Source organism: Bordetella avium, assembly GCF_034424645.1.
Taxonomy (GTDB): domain Bacteria; phylum Pseudomonadota; class Gammaproteobacteria; order Burkholderiales; family Burkholderiaceae_B; genus Bordetella; species Bordetella avium.
The window spans coordinates 786,922-798,655 of record NZ_CP139969.1; the positions used below are offsets into that span (position 1 = coordinate 786,922).

At 61.6% G+C, this 11,734-nt stretch carries 11 protein-coding genes and 1 tRNA gene; 5 read left to right on the plus strand and 7 right to left on the minus strand.

Features of this window, described 5'->3' with window-relative positions:
• Window positions 1–56: 56 nt before the first annotated feature.
• The 4 genes from U0029_RS03775 to U0029_RS03790 all read right to left on the minus strand — a co-directional run bounded on the left by U0029_RS03775 (window position 57) and on the right by U0029_RS03790 (window position 5,277).
• Window positions 57–665 carry a LysE family translocator gene (locus U0029_RS03775; protein ID WP_012418376.1) on the minus strand — a complete coding sequence of 203 codons (609 nt, stop codon included), beginning with the start codon at window positions 663–665 and terminating at the stop codon, window positions 57–59.
• Window positions 666–746: 81 nt separating this feature from the next.
• Entirely contained in the window at window positions 747–1,925 is a 1,179-nt protein-coding gene (gene prpF, locus U0029_RS03780; protein WP_012418375.1) for a 2-methylaconitate cis-trans isomerase PrpF, read from the minus strand.
• Window positions 1,926–1,969: 44 nt separating this feature from the next.
• Window positions 1,970–4,579 carry a Fe/S-dependent 2-methylisocitrate dehydratase AcnD gene (gene acnD / locus U0029_RS03785; protein WP_114852247.1) on the minus strand — a complete coding sequence of 870 codons (2,610 nt, stop codon included), beginning with the start codon at window positions 4,577–4,579 and terminating at the stop codon, window positions 1,970–1,972.
• Window positions 4,576–5,277 (minus strand): GntR family transcriptional regulator, encoded by a 702-nt coding sequence (locus U0029_RS03790; RefSeq protein WP_114852248.1) that lies wholly within the window; start codon window positions 5,275–5,277, stop codon window positions 4,576–4,578. Before U0029_RS03790 ends, acnD begins: the two co-directional genes overlap by 4 nt.
• A gap of 272 nt (window positions 5,278–5,549) precedes the next feature.
• On the opposite strand from U0029_RS03790, the gene U0029_RS03795 reads away from it, so the two are divergent.
• The 3 genes from U0029_RS03795 to dsbG all read left to right on the plus strand — a co-directional run bounded on the left by U0029_RS03795 (window position 5,550) and on the right by dsbG (window position 7,895).
• Window positions 5,550–6,059 carry a DUF523 domain-containing protein gene (locus U0029_RS03795; RefSeq protein WP_114852249.1) on the plus strand — a complete coding sequence of 170 codons (510 nt, stop codon included), beginning with the start codon at window positions 5,550–5,552 and terminating at the stop codon, window positions 6,057–6,059.
• Between the two features lie 229 nt (window positions 6,060–6,288).
• A complete protein-coding gene (locus U0029_RS03800; protein WP_114852250.1) occupies window positions 6,289–7,113 on the plus strand; it encodes a TlpA disulfide reductase family protein in 825 nt (274 codons plus the stop codon).
• A gap of 2 nt (window positions 7,114–7,115) precedes the next feature.
• Window positions 7,116–7,895, plus strand: a complete 780-nt coding sequence (gene dsbG, locus U0029_RS03805) for a thiol:disulfide interchange protein DsbG (protein WP_012418370.1) — start codon at window positions 7,116–7,118, stop codon at window positions 7,893–7,895.
• Between the two features lie 366 nt (window positions 7,896–8,261).
• Here the strand turns inward: dsbG and U0029_RS03810 are convergent.
• Window positions 8,262–8,337: transfer RNA gene (locus U0029_RS03810), tRNA-Gly, on the minus strand.
• 319 nt (window positions 8,338–8,656) lie between these two features.
• Between U0029_RS03810 and murB the strand changes: the two genes are divergently transcribed.
• Window positions 8,657–9,673, plus strand: a complete 1,017-nt coding sequence (murB, locus tag U0029_RS03815; protein WP_114852251.1) for a UDP-N-acetylmuramate dehydrogenase — start codon at window positions 8,657–8,659, stop codon at window positions 9,671–9,673.
• 28 nt (window positions 9,674–9,701) lie between these two features.
• Here murB and dapB read toward each other — a convergent pair whose 3' ends face one another.
• Window positions 9,702–10,493, minus strand: coding sequence for a 4-hydroxy-tetrahydrodipicolinate reductase (dapB, locus tag U0029_RS03820; protein WP_012418368.1), 792 nt, complete (start codon window positions 10,491–10,493; stop codon window positions 9,702–9,704).
• 17 nt (window positions 10,494–10,510) lie between these two features.
• The gene (locus tag U0029_RS03825) at window positions 10,511–11,041 is read right to left on the minus strand and encodes an outer membrane protein assembly factor BamE (protein WP_012418367.1); all 531 of its coding nucleotides are present in this window, start codon (window positions 11,039–11,041) and stop codon (window positions 10,511–10,513) included.
• A 227-nt stretch (window positions 11,042–11,268) separates the two neighbouring features.
• Between U0029_RS03825 and fur the strand changes: the two genes are divergently transcribed.
• The gene (fur, locus tag U0029_RS03830; RefSeq protein ID WP_114852252.1) at window positions 11,269–11,688 is read left to right on the plus strand and encodes a ferric iron uptake transcriptional regulator; all 420 of its coding nucleotides are present in this window, start codon (window positions 11,269–11,271) and stop codon (window positions 11,686–11,688) included.
• Window positions 11,689–11,734 lie beyond the last annotated feature (46 nt).

Here is an 11,734-nt window from a genome sequence, read left to right on the forward strand (position 1 = left end):
AATTATACACAGGTTTTTGCCTGATGTGCAAGGCTGCGATAAAAATTTTTGGCGTTTCAGGTCGTGGGCAGGGCGATGCCCATGATGCTGAACAGGCCGCCGCAGACTTTGTTGAAGCGCTTGCCCGAACGCTCCAGCCAGGGGCGGGCGCGATGGGCCATGCGGGCCAGCATGTATTCGACCATGAATTCGATGCCGGCGAAGGTGGCGGCCATGATGACGAATTGGGTGAAGAGGCTGCGTGCCGGGTCGATGAATTGCGGCAGGAAGGCGCCGTAGAACAGAAGGGCCTTGGGGTTGGCGATCGCCGACAGAAAACCTTGGCTGAACATGCGGGTGGCGCGGGGGTGCAGCATGTGGGGGGCGGGCCGCAACTGCACGCCTGGTGAGCGCCAGAGTTGGATGCCGAGCCAGATCAGGTAGGCGCCGCCTGCCCATTTCAGTACGGTCAAGGCGGGCGCCCAGGCTTTGAGCAGCGCGCTGATGCCGAGCATGGAGAGTCCGATCAGGGCGATGAAGCCCAGGGCGCCACCCGCAATGGTGCAAAGGGCGCGGCGATGCCCGTGTAAGGCGCCGTGCGTGAGAGCGAGCAGGGTATTGGGACCTGGGGTGAGCGACAGACCTGTGACGGCGGCCAGGTAGATCAGCCAGCTATGCAGCGCCATGAGGATAAGACCGGAGAGTAGAAACGGGCCGGCAGTCTAGTGCCGGGTGGCGCGCGGGCGCAAGAGGCGCCCGCGCGCGCTTCAGAAGGCGTTGCGCGGCACGTGCACCGCGCCATCCATAAGAACGCGGGCGCTGCGGCTCATGATGGCTTTGGTGACGGTCCATTCGCCCTTGACGGCTTCGGCCTTGGCGCCGACGCGCAGGGTGCCTGAGGGATGGCCGAAGCAGAGGCTGTCGCGCTCGCCGCCGCCAGCGGCCAGGTTGACCAGGGTGCCGGGCACGGCGGCAGCGGTGGCGATGGCGACCGAGGCGGTGCCCATCATGGCGTGATGCAGCTTGCCCATGGACAGAGCGCGCACCAGCACATCCACATCCGACGCGGCGATGGGTTTGCCGCTGGAGGCGGTATAGCTTCGGGCGGGGGCGACGAAGGCGACTTTGGGCGTGTGCTGCCGCGAGGCAGCTTCTTCGAGTGTATTGATCAGGCCCATTTTCAGCGCGCCGTATGCGCGTAGGGTTTCAAATCGCGCCAGCGCGGCGGCATCGCCATTGATGTCATCTTGTAGCTCGGTACCCTGATAGCCCAGGGCTTCGGCTTCCAGGAAGATGGTCGGGATGCCGGAATTGATCAAGGTGGCCTTGAAGCGGCCCACGCCCGGCACATCCAGTTCGTCGATGACATTGCCCGTCGGGAACATGGAACCGCCGTCGCCGTCTTCGGCCGGGTTCATGAATTCCAGCACGATCTCGGCGGCGGGGAAGGTCACGCCATCGAGTTCGAAATCGCCGGTTTCCTGAACTTCGCCATCGCTCATGGGGACGTGGGCGATGATGGTCTTGCCGATGTTGGCCTGCCAGATGCGCACGACGGCCACGCCATTGGCGGGCAGCTTATCGACCAGGCCGTTGCGGATGGCGAAGGGGCCGACGGCCGCCGATAGGTTGCCGCAGTTGCCGCTCCAGTCCACGAAAGGCCGATCGATGGACACCTGGCCAAACAGATAGTCCACATCATGGTCCGGGCGGCTGCTTTTGGACAGGATGACGGTTTTGCTGGTGCTGGACGTGGCGCCGCCCATGCCGTCGATCTGTTTGCCGTAGGGGTCGGGGCTGCCGATCACGCGCAGAAGCAGAGCGTCGCGCGCCGGGCCGGGCGCGCGGGCCGCTTCGGGCAGGTCGTCGAGCTTGAAGAAAACGCCTTTGCTGGTGCCGCCACGCATATAGGTGGCCGGGATGCGGGTCTGAGGAGCATATGCCATGACGCGGTCCTGATGTCAGTAAAGAGGGTGAGGGGCCGTGGGGGTCAGCTTGCTTGTTGTTGCTTGGCGCGGGCTTCCAGAAAGTCCTGGGCGAAACGTTGCAGCACGCCACCGGCCTCGTAAATAGAAACTTCTTCGGCGGTATCCAGGCGGCAGGTCACGCTGACGGATTCGCTGCTGCCGTTGCGGCGGTGAATGACCAGCTGGAGGTCGGCGCGGGGGCGGCGTTCGCCGATGACGTCATAGGTTTCGGTGCCGTCCAACGCCAGCGTTTTGCGGTTCACGCCGGGTTTGAACTCCAGTGGCAGCACGCCCATGCCGATCAGGTTGGTGCGGTGGATGCGTTCAAAGCCTTCCGCCACGATGGTTTCTACCCCGGCCAGGCGCACGCCCTTGGCCGCCCAGTCTCGCGAAGAGCCCTGGCCGTAGTCGGCGCCCGCCACAATGATGAGGGGCTGTTTGCGTTCCATATAGGTTTCGATGGCTTCCCACATACGCATCACCTGGCCTTCCGGCTCGACCCGGGCCAGTGAACCCTGATGCACGCTGCCGTCGGCGTTCTTCACCATTTCGTTAAAGAGTTTGGGGTTGGCGAAGGTGGCGCGCTGTGCGGTCAGATGATCGCCCCGGTGGGTGGCGTAGGAGTTGAAGTCCTCCTCGGGCAGACCCATTTTGGCGAGATATTCGCCTGCCGCGCTGTCGGCCAGAATGGCGTTGGAGGGCGAAAGGTGATCGGTGGTGATGTTGTCGCCCAGCAGCGCCAGCGGCCGCATGCCGCGCAGGGTGCGCTCTCCGGCCAGGGCGCCCTCCCAATAGGGCGGGCGGCGGATATAGGTGCTCATGGGACGCCAGGGGTAGAGCGGGTCCACGGCGGCGTGCCGCTCGTTCTGGATGCCGAACATGGGAGCATAAACCTTGCGGAAGTGTTCGGGCTTGACGGCCTTGCTTACGACGGCATCGATTTCTTCGTCGCTGGGCCAGATGTCTTGAAGGCGGATTTCCTTGCCTTCGGCGCTGACGCCGAGTACGTCGCGCTCGATGTCAAAGCGGATAGTGCCGGCGATAGCGTAAGCCACGACCAGGGGCGGCGAGGTCAGGAAAGCCTGCTTGGCATAGGGATGGATACGGCCGTCGAAATTGCGGTTGCCCGACAGCACAGCGGTGCTGTAGAGGTCGCGGTCGATGATTTCTTGCTGAATCTTCGGATCGAGGGCGCCCGACATGCCATTGCAAGTGGTACAGGCAAAGGCCACGACGCCAAACCCGAGTTTTTCCAGTTCGGGCAGCAGGCCGGCTTCTTCGAGATAGAGCGCAACGGCTTTAGAGCCGGGGGCTAATGAGCTCTTGACCCAGGGCTGGCGCGTCAGGCCGGCGCGGTTGGCGTTGCGCGCCAGCAGGCCGGCGGCGATGACATTGCGCGGGTTGCTGGTGTTGGTGCAGCTCGTGATGGCGGCGATGATGACCGCGCCATCGGGCATCAAGCCCGGTGTATGTTCCACCTGACCGGAGATGCCGCGTTCGGCCAGCGCCGAGACGGGCAGGCGGCGATGGGGGTTGGACGGGCCGGCGAGCGTGCGCACCACGCTGGCCAGATCGAAGTTCAATACGCGTTCGTAGCGGGCCTGTTTCAGGCTGTCGGCCCAGAGGCCTGCGGTTTTGGCATAGGTTTCCACCAGCGCAATCTGTTCTTCATCGCGTCCGGTGAGGCGCAGATAGGCGATGGTTTGCTCGTCGATCGCGAACATGGCCGCCGTTGCGCCGTACTCGGGCGCCATATTGGAAATCGTTGCGCGATCGCCCAGTGTGAGCGCCGCGGCGCCTTCGCCGTAGAACTCCAGATAGGCACCGACCACTTTCTCCTTGCGCAGAAACTCGGTCAGCGTGAGCACGATGTCGGTGGCGGTGATGCCGGGTTGTGGCCGCCCGCTCAGGGAGACGCCGACGATATCGGGCAGGCGCATCCACGATGCGCGGCCCAGCATCACATTCTCGGCTTCCAGGCCGCCCACACCAATGGCGAGCACACCCAGCGCGTCAACGTGGGGGGTGTGGCTGTCGGTGCCGACCAGCGTATCGGGGAAGGCTACGCCGTCCTGGGTGTAAATGACCGGTGACATGCGCTCCAGGTTGATCTGGTGCATGATGCCATTGCCCGGCGGCACGATATCGATATTGCGGAAAGCCTGTTTGGTCCAGTCGATGAAGTGAAAGCGGTCTTCGTTGCGGCGGTCTTCCACTGCGCGGTTTTTCTCGAAGGCCTGGGGATCGTCGCCCCCGTATTCCACGGCCAGCGAGTGGTCCACGATGAGTTGCACCGGCACGACCGGATTGACTTTGGATGGGTCTCCGCCTTTGTCGGCGATGGCATCGCGCAAACCGGCCAGATCCACCAGCGCGGTCTGGCCCAGAATGTCGTGGCAGACCACGCGCGCCGGATACCAGGGGAAGTCGAGGTCGCGGCGGCGTTCGATAAGCTGCTTGAGCGCATCGCTCAGCAAGGCCGGGTCGCAGCGGCGCACCAGGTTCTCGGCCAGTACCCTTGAGGTGTAAGGCAGTTCATTGTAGGCGCCGGGGGCGATGGCCTCGACGGCGGTGCGTGCGTCGAAATAGTCCAGACGAGTGCCCTGCAGGGGCTTGCGATAGGAATGGTTCATGCTTCGCTCTTTTGTTGCTTGCCTAGGGTTATTTGCTGCTCGATATTGAGACGGGACGCCCGGATATGCCGGCGCATCAGGATTTCCGCCAGTTCGCCGTCGCGCTCGGCAATGGCGTCCAGAATGCGGTGATGCTCGGCATAAGACTGCCGTGGCCGGTTGGGCGTGTTCGAGTACTGGATGCGATACATGCGGGCGAGCTGATACAGCTCATCGCACAGCATGCGGAACAGCATCTCGTTGCCGCTGCCTTTGACGATGCGATAGTGAAAGTCATAGTCGCCTTCCTGCTGGTAATAGCCGACACCAGCCTGGAAAGCGGCATCTTTCTCGTGAGCCAGCAGTACGTCGCGCAGTTCCTGGACCTCGGTGGCCGACATGCGCTCGGCTGCCAGCCGGCAGGCCATGCCTTCGAGCGACTCGCGGATTTCATAGAGCTCGCACAGTTCCTGCTGGCTCAGGGAGACGACGCGTGCGCCGGCGTGCGGTACGCGCACCAGCAGCCGTTGTCCTTCCAGGCGATGCAGGGCTTCGCGCAACGGGCCGCGGCTGACGCCGTGCGCACGCGCCAGTTCGGGCTCGGAAATCTTGCTGCCAGGGGCGATATCGCCTTTAACAATGGCCGATTGCAGCTTGCGGAAAAGCTGATCCGACAGGGTTTCGCTGTCTGGCTCGGAAAGAAGGAGGGCTTTAGCCATTGTGTTGACAATTTATGCTGTTAATCGCCATCGGGTGTGAGCTGGATGGAGTTTCTGGCTTTGATTGTCAACAATTTAGTGCTGAACTCGATTCGCTGCAAGGGGAGGGCATGGCGGTTGTATTGTTGTTCGCCGCCCTTTGCCCTTTCATTCGCGTCGGCTCGGTGGCGTCCGTGACCAGGACCAGGGACCGGCAGATCCCAAGCAGCTTCGCAGCACAGGAGGGGCCAGGGGCGGGGCGCGTATCATGCAAGGTTTACCCTGCGCGTATTATGGAATTTGTTCTCGTCAGCGCCTGTCTGCTTGGCAGCCCCGTCCGTTACAACGGTAGCCACAAGCGTGCCGATAGCGATGTGTTGACACGCTGGCTGGCTGAAGGCCGTGTGGTTTCGGTGTGCCCTGAGGTTGCGGGCGGCATGCCGGTGCCGCGCCCGCCTGCAGAGTTGCTTGGCGGCGGCGGCGCTCAGGCGCTCGTGGGTGTAGCGCGGGTGCTGGACGCTCGGGGCCAGGATGTAACGGCCGCGTTCAGGCTCGGGGCGGCGCAGGCTTTGATCCTGGCGCGCCGCCATGCGGTTCGTATCGCTGTGCTCAAGGAGGATAGCCCTTCCTGTGGCTCGGCACGTATTTACGATGGCAGTTTTTCTGGCCGGCGTATGCCGGGCATGGGCGTCACGGCCGCCTTGCTGCAAAGTGAGGGTATCCGGGTGTTTAGCGAGCATCAACTGGCCGATGCCGATGCCTGCCTGCGCCAGCTTGAGCAGACGGATGCTGAGCCTAACTGAGGCCTTGCGCAGCGCTTGCCGCGTTCTGGCGTGACATCGATAGTCTGTGGCGCTAGTCCGGGCTGGTCGTGATATCGGGCTGTTTCTTCTGAGCGGTCTGAACTTAACTGCCTGTCAGCGCATCATTACCTAGGCTGCGCGCTTGCGCCTGCCTCGCCCGCCATCGGGGGCGGCAAGGGTTGCCCCGCCAGGAGGGCGAAAGAGGGTTTGCGGATCTGATGGGAGTGCTATGACGGGCATCGGGCCTTATTCGTTTGAAGTGATTTTTTTCTTTGCTGCGGTGCTCATCGCCTGGGTGACGGCGCGGCTGGCTGCCCGCAAGGTCCCGGGCTCTGTCCATGGCCTGCTGCTCGATGCGGTTTTCTGGGGGGCGGTCGCGGCCCGTCTGGTCTATGTGGCCATGTGGTGGCCCGACTATGCCGCGTCGCCCAGAAGCATAGTGTCTTTGAGTGATGGCGGTTTTAGCTGGTGGGCCGGCGTGTGCGTCGCCTTGGCTCTGGTCTGGTGGAAAACCCGAAGTAGCCGGGCGCTGCGCGCGCCGCTTCTGTCTGGCCTTGCGGCTGGCGTGGTGGTGTGGTTTGCGGCCGCTGGCGTGCTCCAGCAGTTGCGGACGCAGGCGCCGCCGCTGCCGCTGCCGGATGTGGCGCTGCATGCGCTGGATGGGCAATCGGTCAGTCTGGACGCCTACTTAGGCAAACCCGTCGTGCTTAACCTCTGGGCCAGTTGGTGTCCGCCCTGCCGGCGTGAGATGCCGGTATTGCAGCAGGCGCAGGCGGAATTCCCCCAGGTCAACTTCGTGCTGATCAATCAAGGCGAAAGCGCGCAGCACATACGTGATTTTCTCGGGCGCGAACATCTGGAGTTTAAGGATATGCTTCTGGACCCGGCATCGCGCATGATGCACGCGATGGGCGCGCGCGGCCTGCCTGCAACCCTATTCTTCGATGCGCAGGGTCGGCTGGTGGATACCCATCTTGGGGAGCTTACGATGGCTACCTTGAAGCACACCTTGTCGCGTCGCTTTTCTTTTTCTTCCCCGTCACATACGGAGTAATCATGTTCTCGTGGCCTTCGCCCCATTCCCTGCGTCATTCTCTTATTGCCGGCCTTATGCTTCTGTCTGCGGGCAGCTATGCTCAGGCCACAGAACAGCCCGCCGTCCTGAAGGCGCTGGAGGGCCAGGGGCTGGTTGTCATGCAGGAGTTCAAGGTGGGCGGCGGCTTGCGGGCATTTGCCGCCGTTGCCGGCGATCAGCCGGTTGCCATCTATGTCACCAGCGATGGCAATGCCATTCTTGGCACGCGCCTCGACAGCAAGGGTGAGTCGCTGGACGACGAAACCCTGGAAAAGCTGGCCGCCAAACCCATCAGCGACAAAACCTGGGCGCAGCTGGAGGCCGCCAAGTGGGTGCGTGATGGCAGCGCCAACGCGCCGCGCGTGATCTACACTTTCAGCGATGCCAATTGCCCGTATTGCCATCGTTTCTGGGAGGCGGCGCGTCCCTGGGTTGATGCTGGCAAGGTGCAGTTGCGGCACATTATGGTCGGCGTGATCCGCCAAGACAGCCCGGGCAAGGCGGCGGCGATTCTCGAGGCCTCCGATCCTTCGGCTGCGCTCGTCGAAAACGAGTTGAATTTCGACAAGGGTGGCATCAAGCCCCTGGCCAAAATTTCAGACAGCGTGCGCAGAACCCTTGAGGACAATCGCCTGTTGATGCTGGATATGGGCTTTCGCGGCACGCCCGGTATCGTGATCAAGGATGACACGGGGTTGGTTCAGAAGATACGTGGCATGCCGCAGGCCGCTTCCTTTGAAGAGGTGTTCGGGCCGCGTTAAGGCTTTCTTGCGATGGGGTTGCCACGAGAGAGCCGGACATTGAGCGGTTCTTCGTGGCGCCGCCATTTTGCTCAATGCCGGTGGCGATAAGCTTTTGAGCTCTTGCGTCTTTGAGACCTTGTGTCTTTGAGTCTTTGGCCGTGCAGGGTCTCAGTGTTTTCTCGCCCCGGGCTTCTCTCGACGCGCATGTGGCGATGCCCGAAAGCGATTTACATACTGCGTCTACATTATTGCAATCTTCACGCTGCGATCATTCACCGTGCGATCAGGGCATCGTGCGCAGCAGAACGAAAAAAGCCGAAACACAAAGTGTTCGGCTTTTTTATTTATTCATGAGCATTGCTGGATGTTCATGAATAAAAATTTTGGAGCGGGAGACGAGTCTCGAACTCGCGACCTCAACCTTGGCAAGGTTGCGCTCTACCAACTGAGCTACTCCCGCATTTTTTCGTTATTGCATCGGGGTTGTTAAAACCTTGCAGCACTCACGAAAGACGCGCATTTTACATGAATTTTTTGGTTTGTGCAAAAAATGCGATGCATTTTCCTGTTTGCTACGCCTGTGTCCTATATTTGCAAACTCAGTAGATAAGCGAACTTGCTTATCTGTTTACTTAAGCTCGTCTGCTGCAATGAGGGCTGACCCGATCAACCGACTTAATCAAGCTTACCCAATCAAGCTTACCTAAGGAGGTGTAGCGCAAACCATCGTTCAAGTAATATGAGCGAAGATCAAAACTATAGCATAGCTTTTCGTGCCCATGTCATTGCTCCTTGAACCTACCGCGCAAGACCTCAGCCATTTCAATACCCTGGGGCTGGCATCGCGCGCGCAGGCTTGTGTCACGCTGGATGATGAGGCGCAGTTGCCGGCGCTCACGGCCTTGTTGCGCCGTTATCCCTCGTGGTTTGTGCTCGGCGCAGGCAGCAATATGGTGCTGGGGGCATCGCTGGCTGGCTTGGTCATCCGCATGGGTTTGCGTGGCCTGCGTCTGGTCGATGTGCGTCATGACAACTGGATCGTTGAGGCCGCAGCGGGAGAGCGCTGGCATGATTTCGTGGCATATTGTGTCGCGCAGGGGTGGGGCGGTCTGGAGAATCTGGCGCTCATTCCGGGCACCGTGGGTGCGGCGCCGGTGCAGAACATCGGCGCTTACGGGGTGGAGTTGGCCGACCGTTTTCATAGCCTGAGCGCTTGGGACACTCAGGCTTCGCGTCTGATGCAGCTTTCTGCCCAGGATTGCCGTTTTGCTTATCGCGACAGCCATTTTAAGCACGAGGCCCGCTGGATCATCACCCGGGTGCGTTTTGCCCTGCCTCGTCCGTGGAAGGCCGTGCTGGCCTATCCCGATTTGCAGCGCTGGCCCGCGTTGCAACAGGGGAAGCCGGATGCGCAGGCTATTTTCAATGCTGTGTGCAATATTCGCCGGGCCAAGCTGCCCGACCCTGCTGTCATCGGCAACGCGGGCAGTTTTTTCAAGAATCCATTGGTTGACGCCGAGACGCGCGGGCGATTGCTGGCGGCGCATCCGGGTCTGGTGTCCTATCCGCAAGCGGATGGGCGCTACAAACTCGCCGCTGGCTGGCTGATTGATCAGTGCGGTTGGAAGGGCCGGTCACTGGGGCCGGCCGGAGTGCATGACCGGCAGGCGCTGGTGTTGGTCAATCGGGGAGGGGCGACCGCCGCCGATATTATGGCTTTGGCCCGCGCCATTCAGGATGATGTGATGGCCCGCTATGGCGTGCGTCTGGAGCCAGAGCCGGTTTTGCAGGCCTAGAGTCCAGCCCTTTCCGGGCTGGTCTTGTTCAAGCGGCCAGAACGGCCTGCATGTCGTACAGACCGTTGTGTTTGTCTGCCAAGAACTTCGCCGCACGCACGGCGCCCTGGGCATAGGTGGCGCGGTTGCTGGAGCGATGAGTGATTTCGATGCGTTCACCCGGCCCGCAGAAATAGACGGTGTGCTCGCCAACCAGATCGCCGCCACGCATGACGGAAAAACCGATGGTGCCCGGCTTGCGGGGCCCGGTTTCACCGTGACGCGCCCAGGTGGCGACATCGGGGAGTGCGACATCCCAGGCGGAAGCCACCGCTTCGCCCATTGCCAGTGCCGTGCCCGACGGCGCATCCACCTTGTTGCGATGATGTGCCTCAAAGACTTCGACGTCATAGCCGCTATTGAGGATGCGGGCGGCCATGTCCAGCAGCTTGAGCGTGGCGTTGACACCGACGCTCATGTTGGGGGCGAAAACGACCGCGATCTTTTGCGCGGCGACTTCGATAGCGGCGCGGCCCGCATCGTCAAACCCCGTGGTGCCAATGACGATGCGGGTGCCGTAGCGCACGCAGGCTTGCAGATGCTCCAGCGTGCCTTCTGGGCGGGTGAAGTCGATCAGGCAGTCGGCGTTGGCGAGCGCGTTGAGGTCATCGGTAATGATGACGCCCGTGTCGCGGCCCAGAAAGGCGCCGGCATCCTGACCGATGGCGGCTGAGCCTTTGCGGTCCAGGGCTACGGATAGCTCCGCGCCTTCGGCGTCGAGCAGCGCTTCGACCAGCATATGGCCCATGCGGCCGCTGGCGCCAGCAATTGCAATGCGCATAAAAAATCCTTGCAGCGTTACTTGAGAGGTTCGGTTGCGGTGCCCGGCTGGCTCGGCGCCGGGTTGACGGGGTTTGCCGACGTGTCCGATGCAGGTTTGGGCGCCTCGGCTTCGTCCTGTTTGGCGCGGGCGGTCTCGTTTGCTTCGGCCTGCTTGGTCTGGGTGGCGTTGAGCTTGTCGATCTGGAAGGGTTGCAGTTCGGGCTGTTTATCGCCTTCCCAGCGCACCAGCCGGTCATTCTCGAAGAAGACGGTGAACTTGCGTTCCTCGGGTTTGCCGTAGCCCGGTTTGAAGTAATAGGGGTAGTCCCAGCGGTCGGCGTGCAGCACGCTGGTCAGGGTGGGGCTGCCCAGCGCGAAGCGGACTTGCTCGCGCGACATGCCCTGCTGCAGCAAGGCGACCTGCTCCTGGGTGATCCAATTGCCTTGTTGCATATCGGCGCGATAGGGGAAGCCCCATTTGCCCGAAGAGCAGCCGGCCAGGGCCGCGGCCAGTACCAGGGTTCCCAGCAGCACCTTGGCCGGCCGGGAAGGATTACGACGAATCATGGACACAACGCGCCCCTATTATTGGAAACGTACAAAACCGTTATCATAAAGGTTTAAATAACGGATAGTTCCGCAGAGTTACGGACTGCGGGTCTGCCGATGGCTTGTAGATTGCCTTGCCACGACGAGGCAGCATTGCGGAAAATTGGGGCCGCAGTAGCCGACCTAGACCCACACCCAGGCCGGGCCGGCCTCAATACCGTGCTTTAGCGGACGGAGAGCAATTTATGAGCGACCAAAGCGAATTGAAGAATATGGGTTTGAAGGCGACGTTTCCTCGCCTGAAAATTCTCGATATTTTCCGTAAGTCGGACCAGCGCCATCTGAGCGCCGAAGACGTCTATCGCGCCCTGATCGCTGACAGTGTCGAAATCGGCCTGGCCACGGTGTATCGCGTGCTCACCCAGTTCGAGCAGGCCGGCATTCTGGCCCGCAGCCAGTTCGACACGGGCAAGGCGGTGTTCGAGCTGAATGATGGCGACCATCACGATCACCTGATCTGCACCAATTGCGGCAAGGTCGTCGAGTTCTCCGATGCCGATATCGAAAAGCGTCAGCACAAGGTAGCCAAGGACAACGGCTTTGTGCTCGAAAGCCATGCCATGGTGCTCTATGGCATGTGCTCGGACTGCCAGCGCGGCCGCTGAGCGTTCTGATTGCATCCTTGACCCCCGGCCTGGCGGCCGGGGGTTT